Raw genomic sequence first — 19,652 nt, 5'->3', positions numbered from 1 at the left:
TGATCCTCGTCGCCGTGCCACGCGATGCGGCACGGCGCGCTCAGCCCGACGACGCCGAAGATCTCGACAGGCCCCCTCGGCAAGCCGGTGCCGAGACGCCGGACCTCGTCGATGGCCTCCAGCTCCGCAGAGCCGCCGAAAGCAAGGTCCTGCACGGCGCAGAGGGACGGCCCGAGGACAGAGACCAGCAGCCCGCCCGGCTTCTCCTTCCGGATCGGGACCATCCCGATCCCGGCGGCGAAGGCGAGAAACGTGTCGACGACGACCGGATCCGCGTCGGTCGTCGCCATCACCTCGGCGATGATGAACCTCCACACCTCGTACGTCGTCGACGTCATCCGCAGGTGGATCGAACGCGAGAGGCCGGCGGGCCCGGCCCGTGGAGGCTTTCGGTGAGCGGGCGCGGCCAGAGACGCGCGCGCCGTCCCCTCTCGTCCTGCCCGCAAGCCCGGACCTCGTGGGTACGTGCCGCGCGGTGCAGGTGCGCGCGTCGTGGCTGCCGAGCAGGCGGCAGCTCTCGACGAAGAAGGTCGGGAACGCAGCTGGCGGAAACCCGGTCCGCTTGGTCGCGGCGAGGCCGCCGGGGTCGCGGACAAGTGGCTGGCGACGTGCTCGACGGCGGGCCGTGAAGCAGAACAGCCCCGGCCGGAACCGGGACGCCGGTCGGACACGCGCCTGCCCGGGTCCCCGGCCCTCACCCCGGGTCGCGCGCCGCGGCGAGACCCGCGAACGTGGCGAGCAGGACCTGCGCGAGGTTGTAAACCACTGGCCCGGGCGGGGCGTTCCGGGCCTGTTCCGTGGTTCCCACGATGCTGGTCATCGGCTTGCCCGCGACCGCCGCCGCGGCCGCGACATCGTCGATAGCTTGCGCGACAGCGGGTTCCGCCCCGCCGCCGATCAGGCCGAGCGCCACTGACAGGTCGGCCGGGCCGACCAGGACCGAATCGACGCCGGGGACCGCGAGGATCTCCGCCGCCGCCGCGCACGCCGCCGGGGTTTCGAGCATGGGCACGACGAGCGTGGTCTCCGCGGAGCGGGCCAGGTGCTCCTCGACGCCCCGGGCGCCGAAGCGGCCGGCTCGGCTGTAGGTCGCGAAGCCTCGCTCTCCGAGCGGCGGATAGTGCGCGGCGGCGACCGCGGCGCGAGCCTGTTCCGGGGTATCGACGTGCGGCACGATCACGCCGTCCGCGCCCAGGTCGAGCACGCGCAGCACCAGCGCGGGTTCCGCGGCACCGACCCGGACCAGCACGCCGAGCCCGTGCGCCTGCGCGGCCACGACGTGCTGCTGCAACGGCACCAGGTCCGCGGGCCCGTGTTCGCAGTCGAGCACGACGAAGTCCAGCCCCGCCACCCCGGCCGTCTCGACCAGCGTCTCGGACGGCATCCGCAGCAGCCCGCCGAGGAGCCGGTTTCCCTTGCCCAGCCGGTGTTTCAGCGTCGTCACCGCGCCACCATCCCGGCGGACAGGTCGATGTCGGCCGCGCACAGCCCCGGCATCCGCAGCATCGCCAGCACCGCGGCCGCCACCTCGGTCTCGGTGACCATGCGGCCCAGTGCCGCGCGGCTGGTGAACGCCCGCTCTGCCTCGGCGTAGCTGGCCCCGGTGCGCTCGGCTTCCAGCCGGAAGTTGCGCTCCATCCGCGGGCCCTCCACCGGGCCCGGCGAGAGCGAGTTCACCGCGACCCCGAACGGCCCGGCCTCCCCCGCGAGCGTGGCCGTCAACCCGAGAACGGCCATTTTGGACGCACAGTAGGGAGTACGGCGCAGCAGCGGCCGTTTCCCGCTCACCGACGCGATGTTGACGACGTCTCCGCTGCCCCGCGCCGTCATCGCCGGCAGGAAAGCCCGGCACACGAGGTACACGCCGCGCACGTTCACCGCGAACACCTCGTCCCATTCCGCCGGTTCGACCTCCACCAGCGGCTTGACCGGCCCCGCGACACCGGCGTTGTTGACGAGCACCGAGATCTCCTCGCCCGCGAGTTCGGCCGCCAGCGCGGCCACCGACTCCGGATCGGCCACGTCGCACCGCGCTGCCCGGCCCGGACCGGGCAGCGCGGCCACCGTCTCGTCGAGGGCGGCCTTCCGCCGCCCGGCCACCACGACGCGCGCCCCGGCTCCGGACAGGGCGGCCGCGATCGCACGGCCCAGGCCGTTGCCGCCGCCGGTGACGAGCGCGGTGCGGCCGGCCAGCTCGGCCGTCACGCCGGGTTCCACGAGAGTTCTCCCCGCCGGAACTCGGCCGCGCGCACGTCGCCGGAGCGGGCGTGGCCCTCGAACAGCTCGACCCGCGCCGCGCGTCCGCAGACCTCGCCGAGCCGCACGCTCGACTCGCTGCTCGTGACCTCCTGATAGGTGACCGTCTTCAGGTACTTGCCCACCCACAGCCCGCCGGTGTACCGGGCGGCGCCGCGGGTCGGCAGCACGTGGTTGGTGCCGATCACCTTGTCGCCGTAGGAGACACAGGTGCCCGGACCGAGGAAAAGCGCGCCGTAGTCGCGCATCTTATCCAGTGCCTGGCGCGGTTCCTCGGTGAGCACTTGCACGTGCTCGAACGCGTAGCTGTCGGCCAGGGCGAACGCCTCGTCGAGGTCGTCGACGACGTGGATTTCCCCGTGGTCGCGCCACGCCGGGGCGGCGAAATCGCGGGTCGGCATCCCGGGCAGCAGCGCCTCGACGTGGTCGAGCACCTCCCGCGCGACGTCCTCGGCGGTGGTGATCAGCACCGCCGGGGAATCCGGCCCGTGCTCGGCCTGGGACAGCAGGTCCACCGCGACGACGAACGGATCGGCGGTGTGGTCGGCGACGATCAGCACCTCGGTCGGACCGGCGAACAGGTCGATCCCCACCTCGCCGAACAGCTGCCGCTTGGCCTCGGCGACGTAGGCGTTGCCCGGCCCCGCGATGAGGTCCACCCGGCCGACCGTCTCGGTGCCGACCGCGAGCGCGGCCACCGCCTGCACCCCGCCGAGCAGATAGATCTCGTCCGCGCCCGCCAGATGCATGGCCGCGACGGTCGCCTCCGGGATCTCCCCGCGGATCGGCGGCGTGCACGCGGCCACGCGGGGCACCCCGGCGACTTTCGCGGTCACGATCGTCATGTGCGCGGACGCGGTCAGCGGGTACCGGCCGCCGGGCACGTACGCGCCCGCGGCGGCGACCGGAACGTGCTTCTGTCCCAGCTGGACACCCGGCAGGGTCTCCATCTCGAACTCCCGCAACGATTCCCGCTGCCGCTGCGCGAAGGCGCGCACCTGGTCCTGGACGAACCGGATGTCGTCGAGCACCTGGCCGGGCACCCGCGCGACGATCCGCTCGATCTCGGCGGCGGAGAGCCGGAACGATTCGGGCGACCACGAGTCGAACTTCGCCGAGCAGTCGCGGACCGCGGCGTCCCCGCGCTCGCGGATGTCGGCGATGATCGCCCCGACGCGGTCGCGCACGTCGTCGCGGGCGGCGCTCACCTGCTCGACCGGGACAGCGGATTTGAGGGTCTTCGGCATTCAGGACTCCTTCACGAGAGAAACGGTGCTGCACAACCAGTCGTGCAGCGCGGCGGCCGCGGCACGGGGCGCCTCGACCGTCAGCAGGTGTCCCGCTTCCGGGAGCACTCGCACGTCGGCGCGGCCCGCTCGGGCGGCGATCGCGCGGTGAAACCCGGGTGGGCACAAGGCATCGCGTTCGCCGCACAGGACCAGCACCGGACAGGACAAGCCCGCGACCGCGTCGTGGGCGTCGCGCCGAGTGGCCTGTGCGGCGAGCTGGGCACGGAACGTTTCCGGCCCGACTCGCCGCGCCATGTCGAGGAAACGCCGGCGCAGCACGGAATTCGGGTCGGCGAACATCGTGGGCAGGATCTGCTCCGCCACGACAGAGCCGAAACCGCCCGCGCGCGTGCGGCGGTCGAACTCCGCCCAGGCGGCGAGCTGTTCCGGGGTGGGCGCGCCGGCGTTGGTCGAGACCGCGCAGAACCCGGCGAGCCGGTCCGGTGCCCGGCGGGCGACCTCGAACCCGGCGATCGCGCCGAGGCTCAGCCCGGCGAGCACGAACGGCCCGTCGACGGCGGACAGGATCTGCTCGGCCATGCCGCCGAGGTCCGGCGCGGTGATCTCCGCGTGGACTACCGGCCCCGGGAGCCGCACGTCGGCCCAGACCTCGGCGTCGCAGAGCATTCCGGGGACGAGGACCACCGGCGGCACGGTCACTGGCCGACCGGCCGGGGCAGCAGGTGATAAGGCGCGAGGTAACCGTTGTGGTCCACGCCCACGCCAGCGTCGGCGGCCGCCTTGACGACCTCCTCGTCCCATTCCAGGCGCACCCGGCCGTCGCCGCCGTTGACGACGAGCATGGTCGCCCGCTCGCCGGAGACGTTGCGGACGCGCCGCCACACCCCGCGCGGCACGGAGACCATGTCCCACGGGCCGAGGCGCACGCTCACCTCGTCGTGCCGGTTGAGCGTGACCTCCCACTCGCCGTCCTTCACCAGCAGCACCTGCGTTTCGTCGTGCCGGTGCAGCGGGACGCCCTCGCCCGGCTCGGCACGCAGCCACGCGACGTTGTGCCCGTGCGGGTTGTAGATGCGCGGCTCCTGGTCACGGTCCTCGGTCATGCCGAAGCCGATGACCGGAGCCAGTTCGGCGCCTCCCCCGGGCACGGCACTGCCGAGCAAGCCGAGGGCAGACCACTCCAGGTCCTCCGCGGCAGCCACCCGCCGCCGCAGCTTCGCGGCGTCGTAGGACGGCAGAGCGGCGATGTCGGCCGGCGCCATCGGGGACACCAGCTCCTCCGGGTCCGGGACCTCGTCGCCGGCGAGCGTGTCGATCAGCCGGTTGTCCGCGGCCAGGTGGAGGCCGTGCCCCTGCGCCTCCCGCAGCACCGAAGGGCCCCAGATGATGCCTCCGGTGTCGTCGTGGCCGAGCACGGTGAACAGCCAGCCGTCGTCCGGGCCGATGTTGGTGAACCCGCGGAAGATCCAGGTCGGGATCGAGGCGATGTCGCCCTCGCGCAGGACCAGTTCGCCCTCTTCGCCGTCCGCGCCCCAGCGGAGCAGGAACTCGCCGCGAAAGCACAGGAACACTTCCGCGGTGAAGTGCAGGTGCAGGTTGTTCGTGATGCCGTGCGGCATCGCCGCCGCGCCGATGTTGAACCCGTGCGGCTCGCGCAGGTTCACGACCTGGTCCGGGTTCTGCGTCACGCCCGGGCCGATCATCGAGTAGTTCTCCTTGCGGTCCGACCCGGGCGTCCGGCAGTCGATGAACGCCTGGTCGCACGACACGAAATCGGCCCGCCGGATCGTGCGGCGGGCCAGCTCGGCCGCCGTCGCCCGCTTTTCGTCGGTGTGCATGCAACCCCTCCGAACTAATGTGTTTATACGTATGCATACGACCACCGGCACCGGCCGCCTGTCAAGACCGGGCTGCGCCGGAACGGTCCAGGAACCGCCGCCGGAGCGCTGGGCGCTTCCGCTAGGATTCGTATGCACAAGCGGTGGCACGGGAAGAGGAGTCGATGTCGATCACGAGCCATGACGTGGCCCGGCTCGCCGGGGTTTCGCAGCCGACCGTCTCCCGGGCGCTGCGCGGCGACCACCGCGTTTCGGAGGCCACCCGCACGCGGGTGCGGGAGGCGGCGGACGCGCTCGGCTACGTCCCGAGCGAAGCCGGGCGCAGCCTGGCCACCCGGTCGACCCACTGCGTCGGAGTGGTGGTCACCGACCTGACCAACCCGTTCTACCCGCACCTGATCGGCCCGCTGCACGACACGCTCGAACAGCACGGCTACCGGATGATGCTCTTCGCCGAGCGCAGCGAGGCCGCGCTGGAGACCGAACGGCTGCTGGACCGCTCGATCGACGGGGTCGTGCTCACCACCGCGGTGGTCGGCTCCGCGCTGCCCGCCGAACTCGTCCGCCGCGGCGTCCCGTTCGTGTTCCTGAACCGGGAAACCGGCACGAACCACGCCGACGCGGCGGTGGTCGACAACGAGGCGGGCGGGCGGCTGGTCGCCGAGGAACTGCTGCGGCTGGGCCATGCCGACATCGCGCTGATCGGCGGCCCGGCGGACACGACCACCGGACGCGACCGGGAACTCGGCTTCCGGGTCGGGCTGTCCGAGGCGGGCGTCGGCCTGCCGCGCCGCCGCGTCCGGCAGGGCCCCTTCGACTACGACACCGGGTACGCCGGGCTGCTCGACCTGTGGTCCGACGGCCCGCGGCCCACCGCGGTCTTCTGCGGGAACGACGTGATCGCGATCGGCGCGATGAACGCGGCCCGGCGCCTCGGCCTGGACATCCCCGGCGAGCTGACCGTCATCGGCTTCGACGACCTGCCGATGGCCTCCTGGGAGACCTTCGACCTCACCACCGTGCGCCACGACCTCGACGGCATGGCCAAGGCGGCGGCGGACCTGCTGGTCGAACGCCTCTCCGGAACCGCGCCGGATCTCGCGTCGCGGCGGACGGTGTTCACTCCGGCTCTCGTGCCGAGGGGAACGCACGCGGCCCGGTGACCGGCGCGCGCTGCCTGCGGCCGGTCTCCGCCCACGCGGACGGGGTGATCCGGCCGCCGTAAAGCGGCATCGGAATCGGGTCGTCGTCCTCCCGCAGCTGCTCCCACACCCGCGTGACGCCGAAACTGCCGTACTGGCGCACCGTGGTCACCGCGTCCAGATCCACCACGGCGGTGAGCACACCGGAGCCGGACCCCGGCAGTTCGGCGAGGAGCTGTCCCTCGGGCCCGGCGAGCACCGAATGCCCGGCACCGGTCGGGCCGCCCGCGTTCACGCTGGCCACGAACACCTGGTTGACCGTCGCGTTCGCGCGGGCGAGCACGACCTCCTGCGCCCGGTCGGCGGTGTCGGTGCGGACCACGTTGAGCACCAGGTCGGCGCCGAGCCAGGCGAGGTGGCGGGTCGTCTCGGGAAACCACGCGTCGAAGCACACCGAAAGCCCGACCCGGCCGATCCCGGGCACGCCGAACACCACGAACTCCCGGCCCGGCTTGAACGGTTCCCATGGCCGCCAAGGGAACATCTTCCGGTACGCGGCAGCCAGTTTTCCCTCGGGCGAATAGACCACCGCGGTGTCGTACACGTGCCCGTCGCCGCCTAGTTCGGCGACGCTGCCCGGGCACAGCCACAGCCCGAGATCCCCGGCGAGTTCGGCGAAGCACCGATGCCGCGGACCGTCCTCGACCGGTTCCGCCGCGGCCACATCGGACTCGGCAGTCAGATGCAGTTCCGGGTAAGCGAGCAGGGTCGTCCCGGGGAACCGGGCGGCGGTCGCGTCGGCGTGCGCGGCGAACCCGCCGAGATCCCCGGCACCGCGGCCGGGAACCTGGGCCAGCGCCAGCGAAAGCGGCCGCACGCTCACACCTCCTGCCGGGACAGCCTGCCCGTGCGCAGCGCCGCCGTGGCGCGGTGGGCGGCCATGCCCTCGGAGGCGGAGATCGTCTCCACGGCCCCGGCGAGCGCGGGCGTCGCGTCCCGGCCGACCCGCTGGTAGGTCAACGGCCGCAGGAAGCGCGACACGGACAGTCCGGCGCTGTGCCGCGCGCCGCCCGCGGTCGGCAGCACGTGGTTCGTCCCGGCCATGCCCTTGTCGGAGTAGGCGACCGTGCTCCACGGGCCGAGGAACAACGACCCGTACGCGGTCAGGTGCTCGTGGTACCACTCGTCGTCGGCGGTCTGGACCTCCAAGTGTTCCGGGGCGAGGTCGTCCATCAGCGCCGCGGCCGTGCTCCGGTCCGCGGCGACGGTGATCGAACCGTGGTCGCGCCAGGCCGGGCCCGCGATCGGCGCCGTCGCCAGCCCGCTGAGCTGCCGGTCGACCTCCGCCGCGACGCGCTCCGCCAGTCCGGCGCTCGTCGTGACGAGCGCGGCGGGCGAATCCGGGCCGTGCTCGGCCTGGCCGAGCAGATCCGCCGCGACGAGTTCGGGATCGGCCGTCTCGTCGGCGAGCACCGCGACCTCGGACGGACCGGCGGGCAAATCGATCGCGACGGCGCCGAAAAGCTGCCGCTTGGCCTCGGCGACGAACGCGTTGCCCGCGCCCACCAGCATGTCCGCCGGCGCGTCGCCGACCAGCCCGTAGGCCATCGCCGCCAGCGCCTGCACCCCGCCGAGCAGGAACACCCGGTCCGCCCCGGACACATACGCCGCGTACAGCACCGCCGGGTGGGGCCCGCCGTCCGGCTGCGGCGGCGTGCACGCGACCACTGACGGGACCCCGGCCGCCTTGGCGACGTTCACCGTCATGAACGCGCTGGCGGTCAACGGGAAGCGGCCGGCGGGCAGGTACGCGCCGACCCGCGGCACCGGGACGTAGCGGTACCCGGCGACGAGACCCGGTTCGAGTTCGACCTCAAGGTCCTTGAGGGCGGCGCGGGAGGCTTTCGCGAACGCAGCGGTGCGCTCGGCCCCTAGTTCGATCGCGGCGCGGAGTTCGCCGGGCAGCTTGGCGCCGCCGCGGCGCATCTCGTCCCGGGAGATCTCCAGCGGCCGTCCGTCGTAGCCGTCGAGTTCGGCGGCGTACCGGGTGACCGCGTCGAGCCCGCCGGCGCGGATCTGCCCGAGCATGCGGGTCACCGTCTCGACGACCCTCGGGTCGCGCTGGGCCGGCGCTCCCCCGGCGGCAGGCTGCTTGACCACGGTGAACCGGCCCGCGAAACGACGTTGGGTGGCTTCGGTGAAGTACATGGCCGGAAAACTAGTTTCTCGCATGCCACGGGACAACCTTGTCTTGCATTGGGTCATCGATAGGATTTCCTTGTGACACTGACTCAGCTCCGGGCACTGGTCGCCACCGCGCAGCTCGGCTCCTTCACCGCCGCCGGCACCGCGCTCGGGTACAGCCAGGCGGCCATCTCGGAACTGGTCCGGCGGCTCGAAGAGGAATGCGGCCTGCAGCTGTTCCACCGCGGCGCGCGGCGGCTGGCCCTCACGGTCGCCGGAGAGCAGCTGCTGCCGCACGCGCAGCAAACCGTGAACGCGGCCGTGAACGCGGAAAACGCGATGAAGGAGGTGCGCGGCCTCACCGGCGGGGTCGCGTCGTTCGGCCTGTTCCGCAACGCCGACTACTACTTGCTGGCCGAACTCGGCGAACGGTTCGCGACCGCTTACCCGAATGTGCGGATCCGCCTGGTGGGCGTCAATGCCGCCCTCGTCGCCGACGCCGTCGCCGCCGGTGACCTCGAAGCGGGCATCGTGGTGCTCCCGGTGACGCCTGCCGGGCTGGAGACCACTCCCCTCGCCCGCGACGAAGTCCTTTACGTGTCCGCGGATCCGGCGCACACCGCCGCCCCGGTCGACATCGCCGCGCTGGCCGAGCGCAGGCTTGTCTTCTACGACGCACACGCGGGCAACGCGGACCCGGACCGGCTGCAGCTCGCCGAACGCGCGCAGCTCGCGGGTGTCCGGCTGGAGCCGTTCGTGGAGGTCGAACAGGCACCGGCCGCCCTGCACCTGGTTTCCCGCGGCGTCGGCGACACGTTCCTGTCGCGCGCGGTGGCCGAACGGCTCATCCGCACCGAGGGCTTGCGCCTGCACACCACGACCTTCGACCCGCCGCTGCACAACACGTTCGCACTCGTCCGGCGCGCGCACGCGCGGCTGTCCCCGGCGACCGAGGAACTCGCCCGGCTGGCGGTGGATCTGTTGCTGCGCAACCCGACGCTCGAACACCGGCGGCCCCTGCGCGCGCAGGGGCCGCCGGTGTCCTGAACGGAATTCGCCTCAGCGGGCGTACTTGTCCGCGGAAAGCTCGCTGCGGTAGGTCTCCTTCATGAAGAGCGTGATCACCGCCAGCGCCAGCACCGCGGCCGCCGCGAGGTAGGCCCACACCGCGTAGATCGTGCCGAACTCCGAAACCAGCAGCGTCGCGACGAACGGCGTGATCCCCATGAAGATCGAGAACGAGCTGTTGTAGGCGATCGAGCTGGCGCTGAACCGGGTCCGGGTGGCGAACAGCTCCGCCGCGCACACCGTGACGATGCCGGTCAGGAAGAACTCCGGGATCAGATAGATCAGCTGGCTCGCCACCGCGCCGCCGAAGGTCCCGAGCTGGCCGACCCGGAACGCCACCGGCACCAGGACGATGCAGCACACCGCCCCGGTGATCAGCATCGGTTTCCGCCCGATCCGGTCCGACAGCGCGCCGGCCAGCGGCAGCAGCGGGATCAGCACCGCGACCGAGATCATGTTCGACAGCCAGGCCGCGGACTTCGGCAGGTGCAGGGTGTCGGACAGGTACTCCGGATAGAACGTGACCCAGGTGTAGGACAGGATCGCCAGCATGATCGACGCCCCGCAGAACACGAGGATCGGCCGCCACTGCGACCGCAGCGCCTCGCGCAGCGGCGCCGCCACCACGTTCGTCCCGTGGTCGGTGGCCGCCATGAACTCCGGGCTCTCTTCGATCCGGCTGCGCAGCCACATCCCGACCGCGCACAGCGGCAGCACCGCCAGGAACGGGATCCGCCAGCCCCAGCTCTGCAGCGTTTCGTCGCTGAACACGGCACTCATCAGCGCGGCGGTCCCGGCCCCGGCGAGAATGCCCAGGAAGCAGCTGTTCGACGCGAACGAGGTGTAGTACCCGCGCCGGCGCGGCTCGGCCCACTCGACGACGAACGCGACCGCGCCGACGTACTCGCCGCCGGCCACCATGCCCTGGAACACTCGCAGCACCAGGAGGATCAGCGGGGCGGCGAGCCCGATCTGGCTGTAGGTCGGCAGCACGCCGATCGCGGCCGTCGACACGCCCATGAGCACCACTGTCCACAACAGCACGCGCTTGCGCCCGAACCGGTCGCCCCACCGGCCGAGAACGGTGCCGCCGAACGGGCGGACGAGGCACGCGATCGCGATCACCGCGTACGCGCTCAGCACGCTCGCGGTGCGGTCGCCTGCCGGGAAGAACGAGGCCGCCAGCACGGGTGCCATGTAGCCGTACAAACCGTAGTCGAACTGTTCGACGAAGTTCCCGATGCTGCCGGCGAGGATCGCCCGGCGGATCACCCTTCGACGTCCGGTCGCCTCAGCGGACGCGGCGGTGCTCGGCGCGACGGTGGACATGACACCTCCATGACGGGGTCACAACGGCCGGAGCCGCCTGCATACGTATGACGAAGGAACATAAGTGGCGACCCGGCCGCGGTCAAGGTGCACCGAGCGGGCATTTACTGCGATCATGAGCCAAAGTCCGGCACCGGAAGCAATCCGGACTTCGTCTTGTCCCGGCCAATGCATACGGATACAGTGCCGGGCAAGCCATCCGCAGCCGTGAAGGGAAAGACCATGCCGCTCGACCCGGTCGCCTACCAGCCCTACGAGGACCCGGACGATTTCATCCGCGAGGTGACCGACCGGATCTGGGTACAGCGCGACATCTCCTACATCGTCGACAACTACGAGCCCGACTCGATCGTGCACGGCGGGCTCGGCACCGTCGCCGGGCGGGACGGCGTCATCGAAGGCAGCCTGATGCGGATCGCCGAGGTGCCCCAGCACGTGGGCCAGGCCGAGGACGTCGTCTGGGAAGCCCGCGGCGGCGACGCGTTCCTGAGTTCCCATCTCGTTTTCTCCAGCGACACCCACCTCGTGCGCGGCGTCCCGGCACCGATCCGCAAGCGCACCATCGCGAACTGCCTCTACCGGCGGGGCCGGATGGTCGAGGAGTGGGTCGTCCGCGACGAACTCGCCGACTGCCTGCAGCGCGGCATCGACCCCGCCGAGGCGGCGCGCGAGCTGCGCTTCCGCGGCTACGAGGGTTCGATGACCAAACCCGCGCCCGCCGACGTGCTGACCGCGGGCGACAGCGGCCCGCGCCCGGACGAATACCGGCCGGAATGCGAAATGGTGCTGGAGTTCGTCGAAGAGGTCTGGAACGCCCGCCGGCTGCACAAGGTCGCCGAATTCATGCACCGGGACCTCTTCCTGCACACCGTCGGCGACCGGACGGTGCTCCGGCCCGACGGCTACCAGCGGGACCTGCTGGCCCAGATCGCGCCGTTCCCGGACGCGCGTTTCGAGATCCGGGACGTCCAGGCGAACTACGCCGAACGCTACGCCGGGCTGCGCGTCGCGGTCGCCTGGGTCATGCGCGGCGGCTACCGCGGCGCGGCCGACTTCGGCCCGCTGACCGGTCAGCCCGTCGACCTGCTCGGCGTCTCGCAGTTCCTGATCCAGAACGGGCGGATCGTGCGGGAAGTCCGGGTGTTCGACCAGATCGCGCTGCGCGCGCAGATCAACAGCCACGAAAACTCGTTCGCCGACACCAACATCTACTGAGCATCCCGCAACGACCGGGCAGTGCCCTCGGGGAGCGCGCCTTCGTCCAGGCGCGCTCCCCGGACGTCGGGCTCGCTCCGGCGTCCGCAAGGGGCTGGACGCCTGTTTTCGCCTTCTGCCCGCCACCGGCGCGGCTCACCGGAGGCCAAGACACGAGGCCGCGCCAGCGCCGCACCGCTCGCACGTCCAGCAGGTCCCGGTCCCGGGTGGGCGATCGCGCTCAGCGAGCACCAGACCGCCGGGAAAGCACCGAAGACGACGGCACCGTAAGCGGCGGTGCTCGCGCCCGCCCCGAGCGGCGGCACGGCTCCGCCGGTCACCAGGCCGACGTTGCCGGCGAACGCGGAAGCCGTGCATCGGTACCGGGCCTCGAAAATCTCGGACAGCATCACGGTGATCGAACCGATTTCCCAGCCTGCGACGAGCGTCGTCGCGCACAGCAGCGCCAGGTACCCCATGCCGGACGCCGACTGCGGAACCGGGACGACAGCGGCCCCAGTCGCCGCCAGAAGGATCGGGCGGCGGCCGACCCGGCCGGAGGCCATCGCGCCGATCACGGCGCCGAGGGACCAGCACCGGCCGCCCGCGATGCCTGCGGCCAGCACGGTGTTTCGGCCCAGCCCGGGGTGCGCGGTCCCGGCATCGGCGAAGTACACAGCACCGAGGCAGGTGACGGCCTGCCTGATCCCCGGCGACCAGAAGCATCTGCTGCGGTGTGCCAGGAGGCGTTGACACGATCAGGTGGGACGGCGGGCGCGGCCGGACCGCCCACCTCGGACGGGGCCCTCAGCGCGGGGTCCGTTCGCCAGGTCACGGGCAGGAAAGCCCCCGCCCCGGAGACTGGCAAGTGATTCGAGGTGGGCACCGCGGACGAAACCTCGGCATGGCGGATCACGCTGACGCTGATCCGGGTCGCGGTTTCCTGGTCGGCGCGGCAGGCGAAGCCGATTGCCCGAAGCTCCCCGGCTCGCGCATCGCCCGACGCCGAGAAAGACCCGCGGAAATCCTCGCCGCCGGGTTGAGCCCCGCTGGTGCCCAACCCGGCGTTCGACGGGCGGCGGCTCGCAATGGCGCGATCGGAAACACTCGCCCGCCGCCGGTCACTCCGTCCGCGGGACAACCTTGCCGAGCTTGCCCGGCGAATCCAGCCGGACCTCAGCCGCACGCGCGCGGGCCCGCGACCGGCGACATCGCCGGCTTGACCGGCAGCGAACTGCCGCAGGCCGGGACGACCGACCGGCCCCTAACCCCGGCAGCGGCCGCCGCGGTCGAGCCCACAGTCGCCGCAAGCACTGGTGCACGGCAATGACCGGCAGGCGCCTCGCCGGGCCGATCTCGACCGCGCACCCGTTTCAGGGGCCCCGGAAGGGGCAGTCCCCGCTGGCCTTCGCCCGGAGACGGAGGAATCATGGCTCAGATGACCCAGGAACCGCAGCAGGCCGGCGGCTCGCTCGCGACGCCGCGGCGCACGTGGATCGGCGACCACGACCCGACGGACCAGAACTGGCAGGAGGCAGGCGACGAGATCCGGCTGGCCGCCCAGCGGGCCGGAAGAGCGTGGCAGCAGCCGGAAACCGATTGACCGAACCCCGGACCCGACGACGGCGAAAGGGATGATCGGGCAGGCGGAGTTGCCTGATCGTCCTCCGGCTCTCGCCGCCGTCGCCGGGTGCGGGCCCTCGGCCGCCCTCGCCGCACCGTCGCCGGCCGTCGCGTCGTCGCAGGTCAGCACGCCTCGGGTCGGCCAGATGGCCGATGCCCGGACAGGGTTGCCCGCCGACTGGCCTGAATGGACGGACTTTTCGGACGATCCTGTCCTTCCCCCGGTCTCCCTACCTTCGGAGCGCTCCCGCTTCCCGCGGAAGCGGACCGTCGCCGAAGGAGTTCGCATCGATGAAGATGCTCGTGGGGCTCGCCGCCCTCGCCGTCGCGGGAGGTTTGGCCGCCGCGATCTGCCTGACCGCCGGTTCCGGCGGCACTGACTGGCGAGCCGCGTGCAGAACGGCCCCCGCTCCGGCAGCGGGCAAGCACCCCGCAGCCGTCGCCGAAGCCCGGAAAGCTTTGCTCAGCAACGGGAACGACCCCCGGCTCGAGATCGAGGTCGTCGACCTCGACACGTGCGCGGTGGAGGTCGGCTGGAAAGCCGATCAGCCGCAGGCGACCGCGTCGGTGGTGAAACTGCTCATCGCGCTCGACCTCCTCGACCGGTCCGGAGTCCCCGAAGGCAGCGAGGCCGACGCCGTCCACGCCATGCTCGCGGCCAGCGACGACCGCGTCGCCAGCCGGTTCTGGCAGCAACTCGGCGGACCGGCGATCGTCCGGCGGCAGGCGGGGAAGCTGGGGCTCTCGCACACTTCGCCGCCCGGCGATCCTGGCCAGTGGGGGTCGACGAAAATGTCGCCCGAGGACGTCGTCGCGGTCTATCGGCACATCACCTCGGGCCGGCCGGACGAGGAACGCGACTTCCTCACCGAGGCGCTGGAAAGCGCCCCGCTCACCGCTGCCGACGGGTTCGACCAGCATTTCGGGATTCCGCGCGCCTTCCCCGGTGCGGCATGGGCGATCAAACAGGGCTGGGGCACGTCGGAGGGCCGGCGGGTGCTGAACACGACCGGCCTGGTCCGGACGGAGTCGCGGACGTTCGCGGTCGCGGTGATGAGCACGTGGGACGACAGCATCGATGTCGCCACTGCGACCAAGGCGCTCACCACGGCCACGGGGGCGCTGAAGAACTCGCTCGTCGCTGCCGGCGAACTCACCTGAGCGAGTCCGGTGCGGCCCCGGCCCCGACCTGCCCGGCGACCGCCGGCCACAGCGAGCGGACACGGTCACGCGACCAGCCCCGGCCGTCGGAGGAAACGTGCGCGGTCACCGTGCCCTCGGCGGTCGAACGGGAACGGATCGCGAGGGTCGTGGGAGCGCGCGTGTCCTTGGGCCCGGCAGCCGCGACGACCTGGGCGGTGACCGGGCCGAAGTCATACGGTTCGGGCCAGTCGTCGGGAACGTACTCGTAGAACGGCACCGCGTCCGGAGTCTCGCGGAACGCCCGGACTTCCGGCATCGGGAACCGGCAGTGGCGGCGGCAGTCGCGCAGGACGTCGCGGACCTCGACGGCGTACTCCGGGGTCAGCCTCGACGGCGGGGCCGGGAGCGGGACATACGCGGTGAGCAGGCAGGGGCCCAGCATCCGGCGCCACTCCGGACGGTCCCGCAGGCCGAAGACAGTGGTGAACACCCGCGGCCCCGGTCCGGTGCAGGGCCGCATCGCGCAGGCGAGCGCGGCGAACAACGTCGTGGCCGGAGTGGTGCGATGCGTCCGCGCGAATCGGTGGACCGCTGCCAGCCCGGCCTTCGGCAGCAGCGTCGCGCGCTCGGCGTAGGGCGGACCGTTCTCGTCTTTCCGAACTGACACGAAGTCCCGGGCCATCGCGGTTTCCCACCACGCCCGGTCTCCGGCTTCCGTTGTCCGGCGCTGGCGGGCTTCGGCCGCAGCGTAGTCGCCGTACTGAGCGGCGGGCATCGGCGGCGCAGGGCCGCCCAGTTCGGCGGAGTACAGCGCGGCGAGCTCCCGGCAGACGGCCCAGACCGTGCCGGGATCGGCGACCAGATGGTGCAGATGCACGGCGAGCAGGCCGGGATCGCCGCGCACCAGGCGGACCACCAGCGGTCCGGACTCCGGCGGGACCGGCGCGTGCAGCCAGTCGGCCGGGTCGCTGCCTTGGTGCACCTCGAAAACCGGCGGACCGGGCGGGGACACCACCTGGGCCTCGTCAGTCACCCGGGTGCGGAGTATCTCGTGCCGGGCGATCAGGTTCGTCAAGGCGGCGGACAGCACGTCCGGGTCGAGCGGCGCGCTCAGCCGGAGGACGGCGTTCATGGTGAACCACTGCCCGGTGAAGTCCGGGCCGCAGTCGAGCATCGCCCGTTGGAACACCGAAAGCGGGCGGGTGTTCACGCGGCCAGCTCCGCCGAGTAGTCGGCGATCCCCGGCAGCGCTCGCCGCAGGTTCTCGTGCATTTCGGCGAGCAAGCCGACGGAGAAGCCGCTGTCCCGCCACGTTGCGTACGGGAGGCCGAAACCGAGCTTCTGCCACACCTCGGCGTTGCGCTTTTCGGCTGCTCCCAGGGGTTCCAGCAGCAGCAACGGGGTCGCGGCCCACAGCGAGTCCAGGCAGGTCCCGCCGCCGGGTTTGCTGACCGTCGCCCGTGCCGAGCGGACCAGTTCGAACGAGTCCGGGTGCGCCTCGCCGCGGGTGTAGGTCCCGCTGCGTTCGGGCCGGAGCGGCGGGAAACCGTTGTCGTGCCAGGGATGCCACTCGGGGTCGAGCATGAAGTGCCGGATCCCGGGGCGGGAGTCCACATCGGACTCCCGATACGCGAGGACGTCGAGGGCGAACCCGGCGCCGGCCAGTTCGGCGACGTGCGCGCGGTAGGTGCCCATCCCCCAGCCGCCGCCGTGCAGGTACAGCCGGGGCTCGCGCTCCGCCCACGACAGCGGCGGGCGCGCGCTCACCGGCACGCTGCGCGGGACCGTCATCGACGCCCCGTCCACCAGGAAGACGTCTTCGTGCGGCATCTGCCATCCGGCCGCCTTCCGAAAAGACGGCGAGGCGACGGCATCGATGTGGCACAGCACCACGCGCACGGTGCGGCCGCGCGCGAGGTAGCGCTCGACGATCGGCAGCCAGAACCCGGAGAAGAGCACGAAGGTCTCGACCTGCTCGGCGTCCCAGCGGGCGAAGAGTTCCGCTTCGGCGGCCGGATCGGTCACCGCCGCCGGGTCGGTCGCGAGGCGGTGCCCGGCCTTGGCGAGGCGGAAGTCGCGGTGGAAGGCCCATTTCATCTCCGCGGTGATGGCCAGTTTCCGCGGTGGCAGCAGCCGTTCGAGCACGCTGACGTCGGCGGCCGCGCCGCGTTCGCGCAGTCGCCTGGCCAGCAGCAGACCCGGCACGTGCACACCCAGTGCCACGCCGGAAGTGAGAACTTCGATCACGACGGCCTCCCGAGGAACGTCAAGGCCCGGCGCAGATGCGCGGCGGCCAGCTGGATCGTCGCGGGTGCGCCGCCTCCGCGCGGCACCGTCTCGACCAGCATGATCAGGTACAGGTAGCTGCGGTACAGCGCGAGCCGGACGCGAGCCGCGTCGTCGAAGACCAGCTCGCCGCCCGCTTCGCGGTAGCCGCGCACGAAGCCGGCGTCGCGTTCGACGTCGCCGAAGAGGGCCGTCGACACCAGGTCGGCGAGCGGGTCTCCCCAGAACGCGCGTTCGCCGTCGACGAAGCCGGTGATCCCGGAGTCGCCCAGCAGGATGTTGCCGGGCCACAGATCGAAGTGGACCAGCACCGGGGTCCGCACCTCGGACAGCACGCCGGTGCGCGCCATGAGCGTCGTGCGGATGTGGTCGAGCGGAGCCGGCAATGCGGCGGCGAACCGTTCGGCGTCGGCCAGCACTGCGTCCAGCATCGCGGTGAACGCTGCGCGCCAGCTTGGCGAGAGCTTGCGTGGATAGCCGAATCCGGCGCCGGTGATGCGGTGCAGGCGGGCCACGAGGCCGCCGAGTTCGGTCCGCAGCGCGGGGCGTTCCGCGGGCGGCACGCGGCGGGCGGCCCAGCTGTCACCGGGAAGTTCGGTCATGACCAGGACGTCGCCGTCGACCAGGCGTCCGGAGAAGTCGGTGTGCACCACGCGCGGAACCGGCACGGCGGCTGCGGCTGTTTCGCAGAACAGCGCTTCGGTGCGCAGCAGGCCGCGTTCGTAGGTCAGCGCGGGTGCGTCCGGCGGCGGGGAGACCTTGACGACCAGGCCGGGCGGGCGGACCCGGTAGGCGGTGTTGAAGGTCGCCCCGGGCAGCGGCGACCATTCCGCCTGCCGCACCCCGGCCGCGGCGAGCACCTCGGCGATCATCTGGCCTCCATTCCGGCTGCCGAGAGCGCGTCGAGCAGACCGGCTCGCAGGGTCGCGCTCTCGCCGGGGCGGGCCATCAGCGCGCAGTAGATCCGGCCGCCTGGTGCGGCGAGGCCGCTGCCGCCGACCACGGCGACTCCGGGGGCTGTGCCGCCTCGATAGCGGAGCCGGTGCAGCGCGGCGAAGAGGTCGCCGATCCCCTTGCCCGGCGGGACTTTCAGGTCGAACCGCCACAGGTGGCAGCGCAGGCCGTGCGGCCGGACGCGGCGATCCAGCAGCAGCGACAACAGTCCCGGGGACTGACGCGCGTTGATCTCCAGCACCGGCACGAGCGTCCCGTCCGCGAGCACCATCGCGTCCACGCCCGCCGGCCCCCGGTAGCCCGCCGCGGACAGGGCTTCGGCTACCGCGGCGAGGGTTTCGCCGTATCCGGTCGCGGCCAGCTCGGCGAGGAGCGCGTCCGGGGCGGGTCCCGATCCGGCGTGCCGGAAGCCGCGGTTGTGCATCACTTGCACGCCAAGGGTTTCCCAGCGCCCGCCGGCGTCGATGCGCAGGTGCGCCGAAAAGTCCGTGCGCCGGTCGAACCGGGGCTGGACCAGGAGTTCGACGCGTGCTTTCTGCGCCTCCAGCGTGCGGGTGACCGCGCGCAGCACGCCGGGCGTGGTCACTTCCAGGGTCGCGCGGCCCGAGACTCCGTACGGGTCTTTCACCACGCTCGGCCGGGTGCCGACCGCCGCGGCGAGTTCGGCCGCGGACCGGACGACGACGCCCGCACCGGGCAGGCCGAGCGACCGCACCAGTGCGTGCGACCAGGTCTTGGAATTGACCTCCGCCACGGTTTCCGCGGCCGGAAGCCGGTCAGCGCGACCGAGCCGCGCGGCCAGTGCGACAGTGTCCCGCAGCACTGCATAGGGAGCCATCTCCGGCCGTCCGGCCAGCGTCTCCGCGTCGACAGCTCGCTCGATCGGGCTACCCGGCGGCGCCGGAACCGCGTGGTGGTCGAACTCGATGCCGCACTCGGCCAGCGACGCACGGATCTCCCGGGCCGGGGCGCGGCGGGTGAGCAGCAGGTCTCCCGGCGAACACCCCGCGGCGAGGAGTTCGTCCAGGTCGTCGGCCGCGGCGCCGCCGGGAGCGGCCGGCAGCGTGGCCAGATCCGCGGGCCGCCACCAGCGTTCGGCGTCGAAGGTGCCGAAGCGCGCCGTCGCGGTCATGGCGTCGCGAGCGTCCGCAGGAACCCGGTGAACCGGCCGAACACGCGCAGGTCGTCGAGTTCGAGGTGCTCGTAGTCCAGCTGCACGCCGAGTTCGTCCTCGACGCCGAGCAGGAAGGAGATCATCTGCAGCGAGTCCAGCCCGTAGTCGTCGACGAGGTCGGCGTCCTGGCCGATCTCCCCGGCCGCGGTTCCGTTGTCCAGCACGGCGACCAGCACGTCGGCGACCCTGCGTTCGAGGTCTGCCACGGAAC

The 19,652-nt window shown here is 72.2% G+C and carries 20 protein-coding genes; 5 read left to right on the top strand and 15 right to left on the bottom strand.

The window, feature by feature from the left end:
* The 6 genes from A4R44_RS49085 to A4R44_RS18515 all read right to left on the bottom strand — a co-directional run.
* On the bottom strand, positions 1-338 hold a 338-nt coding region (locus A4R44_RS49085), incomplete at its 3' end, for a 3-hydroxyacyl-CoA dehydrogenase family protein (RefSeq protein ID WP_232791655.1).
* A gap of 356 nt (positions 339-694) precedes the next feature.
* Entirely contained in the window at positions 695-1,444 is a 750-nt protein-coding gene (locus tag A4R44_RS18535; protein ID WP_067581844.1) for an HpcH/HpaI aldolase/citrate lyase family protein, read from the bottom strand.
* On the bottom strand, positions 1,441-2,217 hold the full coding sequence (locus A4R44_RS18530) for an SDR family NAD(P)-dependent oxidoreductase (protein ID WP_067581841.1): 777 nt from the start codon (positions 2,215-2,217) through the stop codon (positions 1,441-1,443). The genes A4R44_RS18535 and A4R44_RS18530 overlap by 4 nt, the downstream gene beginning before the upstream one ends.
* Entirely contained in the window at positions 2,202-3,503 is a 1,302-nt protein-coding gene (hisD, locus tag A4R44_RS18525; RefSeq protein ID WP_067581839.1) for a histidinol dehydrogenase, read from the bottom strand. The genes A4R44_RS18530 and hisD (A4R44_RS18525) overlap by 16 nt, the downstream gene beginning before the upstream one ends.
* The gene (locus tag A4R44_RS18520; protein ID WP_198545341.1) at positions 3,504-4,190 is read right to left on the bottom strand and encodes an alpha/beta fold hydrolase; all 687 of its coding nucleotides are present in this window, start codon (positions 4,188-4,190) and stop codon (positions 3,504-3,506) included. It lies immediately after the preceding gene.
* A gap of 11 nt (positions 4,191-4,201) precedes the next feature.
* Positions 4,202-5,344: a cupin domain-containing protein gene (locus A4R44_RS18515; RefSeq protein ID WP_067581835.1), complete on the bottom strand. Its 1,143-nt coding sequence runs from the start codon at positions 5,342-5,344 to the stop codon at positions 4,202-4,204.
* 164 nt (positions 5,345-5,508) lie between these two features.
* On the opposite strand from A4R44_RS18515, the gene A4R44_RS18510 reads away from it, so the two are divergent.
* Entirely contained in the window at positions 5,509-6,507 is a 999-nt protein-coding gene (locus A4R44_RS18510) for a LacI family DNA-binding transcriptional regulator (RefSeq protein WP_067581830.1), read from the top strand.
* On the opposite strand, the gene A4R44_RS18505 is transcribed toward A4R44_RS18510, so the two are convergent.
* Both A4R44_RS18505 and hisD (A4R44_RS18500) read right to left on the bottom strand, forming a co-directional pair.
* A complete protein-coding gene (locus A4R44_RS18505; protein WP_067581826.1) occupies positions 6,464-7,363 on the bottom strand; it encodes a carbon-nitrogen hydrolase family protein in 900 nt (299 codons plus the stop codon). The genes A4R44_RS18510 and A4R44_RS18505 overlap by 44 nt on opposite strands.
* Positions 7,364-7,365: 2 nt before the next feature.
* Complete coding sequence (hisD, locus tag A4R44_RS18500; protein WP_067581823.1) at positions 7,366-8,694, bottom strand: histidinol dehydrogenase; 1,329 nt, start codon at positions 8,692-8,694, stop codon at positions 7,366-7,368.
* Positions 8,695-8,766: 72 nt separating this feature from the next.
* On the opposite strand from hisD (A4R44_RS18500), the gene A4R44_RS18495 reads away from it, so the two are divergent.
* Positions 8,767-9,717 (top strand): LysR family transcriptional regulator, encoded by a 951-nt coding sequence (locus tag A4R44_RS18495; protein WP_067581819.1) that lies wholly within the window; start codon positions 8,767-8,769, stop codon positions 9,715-9,717.
* A 12-nt stretch (positions 9,718-9,729) separates the two neighbouring features.
* On the opposite strand, the gene A4R44_RS18490 is transcribed toward A4R44_RS18495, so the two are convergent.
* The gene (locus tag A4R44_RS18490) at positions 9,730-11,067 is read right to left on the bottom strand and encodes an MFS transporter (protein ID WP_067581815.1); all 1,338 of its coding nucleotides are present in this window, start codon (positions 11,065-11,067) and stop codon (positions 9,730-9,732) included.
* A 222-nt stretch (positions 11,068-11,289) separates the two neighbouring features.
* Between A4R44_RS18490 and A4R44_RS18485 the strand changes: the two genes are divergently transcribed.
* Positions 11,290-12,282 carry an ester cyclase gene (locus A4R44_RS18485; RefSeq protein WP_067581812.1) on the top strand — a complete coding sequence of 331 codons (993 nt, stop codon included), beginning with the start codon at positions 11,290-11,292 and terminating at the stop codon, positions 12,280-12,282.
* Here the strand turns inward: A4R44_RS18485 and A4R44_RS18480 are convergent.
* On the bottom strand, positions 12,276-12,938 hold the full coding sequence (locus tag A4R44_RS18480; protein WP_067581809.1) for a hypothetical protein: 663 nt from the start codon (positions 12,936-12,938) through the stop codon (positions 12,276-12,278). The two genes, A4R44_RS18485 and A4R44_RS18480, sit on opposite strands and share 7 nt — an antisense overlap.
* 752 nt (positions 12,939-13,690) lie before the next feature.
* Here A4R44_RS18480 and A4R44_RS48020 point away from each other — a divergent pair.
* Together A4R44_RS48020 and A4R44_RS18475 are read left to right on the top strand one after the other, a co-directional pair.
* Positions 13,691-13,864 (top strand): hypothetical protein, encoded by a 174-nt coding sequence (locus tag A4R44_RS48020; RefSeq protein ID WP_157904914.1) that lies wholly within the window; start codon positions 13,691-13,693, stop codon positions 13,862-13,864.
* A 311-nt stretch (positions 13,865-14,175) separates the two neighbouring features.
* The gene (locus A4R44_RS18475; protein WP_067581806.1) at positions 14,176-15,045 is read left to right on the top strand and encodes a serine hydrolase; all 870 of its coding nucleotides are present in this window, start codon (positions 14,176-14,178) and stop codon (positions 15,043-15,045) included.
* On the opposite strand, the gene A4R44_RS18470 is transcribed toward A4R44_RS18475, so the two are convergent.
* The 5 genes from A4R44_RS18470 to A4R44_RS18450 are packed head-to-tail and all read right to left on the bottom strand — an operon-like array spanning position 15,038 to position 19,647.
* Positions 15,038-16,237, bottom strand: a complete 1,200-nt coding sequence (locus A4R44_RS18470; protein ID WP_067581803.1) for a condensation domain-containing protein — start codon at positions 16,235-16,237, stop codon at positions 15,038-15,040. The genes A4R44_RS18475 and A4R44_RS18470 overlap by 8 nt on opposite strands.
* Entirely contained in the window at positions 16,234-17,274 is a 1,041-nt protein-coding gene (locus A4R44_RS18465) for a hypothetical protein (protein ID WP_067581800.1), read from the bottom strand. The genes A4R44_RS18470 and A4R44_RS18465 overlap by 4 nt, the downstream gene beginning before the upstream one ends.
* Positions 17,271-18,185 (bottom strand): phosphotransferase family protein, encoded by a 915-nt coding sequence (locus tag A4R44_RS18460; RefSeq protein WP_095213427.1) that lies wholly within the window; start codon positions 18,183-18,185, stop codon positions 17,271-17,273. Before A4R44_RS18460 ends, A4R44_RS18465 begins: the two co-directional genes overlap by 4 nt.
* Positions 18,182-19,399 (bottom strand): hypothetical protein, encoded by a 1,218-nt coding sequence (locus A4R44_RS18455; RefSeq protein ID WP_067581797.1) that lies wholly within the window; start codon positions 19,397-19,399, stop codon positions 18,182-18,184. The genes A4R44_RS18460 and A4R44_RS18455 overlap by 4 nt, the downstream gene beginning before the upstream one ends.
* Positions 19,396-19,647: an acyl carrier protein gene (locus A4R44_RS18450; RefSeq protein ID WP_095213446.1), complete on the bottom strand. Its 252-nt coding sequence runs from the start codon at positions 19,645-19,647 to the stop codon at positions 19,396-19,398. Before A4R44_RS18450 ends, A4R44_RS18455 begins: the two co-directional genes overlap by 4 nt.
* Positions 19,648-19,652 lie beyond the last annotated feature (5 nt).

Origin of the sequence: Amycolatopsis sp. M39 (assembly GCF_001651785.1) — a bacterium.
Classification (GTDB): Bacteria; Actinomycetota; Actinomycetes; order Mycobacteriales; family Pseudonocardiaceae; genus Amycolatopsis; species Amycolatopsis rubida.
The sequence above is the reverse complement of the archived record's forward strand: the minus strand, read 5'-3'. Positions and strand labels throughout refer to the sequence as shown.

Coding starts and splice junctions, on each gene's coding strand:
- A4R44_RS48020 (WP_157904914.1), top strand. CDS start 13,691: ATGGCTCAGATGACCCAGGAACCGCAGCAGGCCGGCGGCTCGCTCGCG.
- A4R44_RS18490 (WP_067581815.1), bottom strand. CDS start 11,067: ATGTCCACCGTCGCGCCGAGCACCGCCGCGTCCGCTGAGGCGACCGGA.
- A4R44_RS18485 (WP_067581812.1), top strand. CDS start 11,290: ATGCCGCTCGACCCGGTCGCCTACCAGCCCTACGAGGACCCGGACGAT.
- hisD (WP_067581823.1), bottom strand. CDS start 8,694: ATGTACTTCACCGAAGCCACCCAACGTCGTTTCGCGGGCCGGTTCACC.
- A4R44_RS18510 (WP_067581830.1), top strand. CDS start 5,509: ATGTCGATCACGAGCCATGACGTGGCCCGGCTCGCCGGGGTTTCGCAG.
- hisD (WP_067581839.1), bottom strand. CDS start 3,503: ATGCCGAAGACCCTCAAATCCGCTGTCCCGGTCGAGCAGGTGAGCGCC.
- A4R44_RS18515 (WP_067581835.1), bottom strand. CDS start 5,344: ATGCACACCGACGAAAAGCGGGCGACGGCGGCCGAGCTGGCCCGCCGC.
- A4R44_RS18475 (WP_067581806.1), top strand. CDS start 14,176: ATGAAGATGCTCGTGGGGCTCGCCGCCCTCGCCGTCGCGGGAGGTTTG.
- A4R44_RS18460 (WP_095213427.1), bottom strand. CDS start 18,185: ATGATCGCCGAGGTGCTCGCCGCGGCCGGGGTGCGGCAGGCGGAATGG.
- A4R44_RS18455 (WP_067581797.1), bottom strand. CDS start 19,399: ATGACCGCGACGGCGCGCTTCGGCACCTTCGACGCCGAACGCTGGTGG.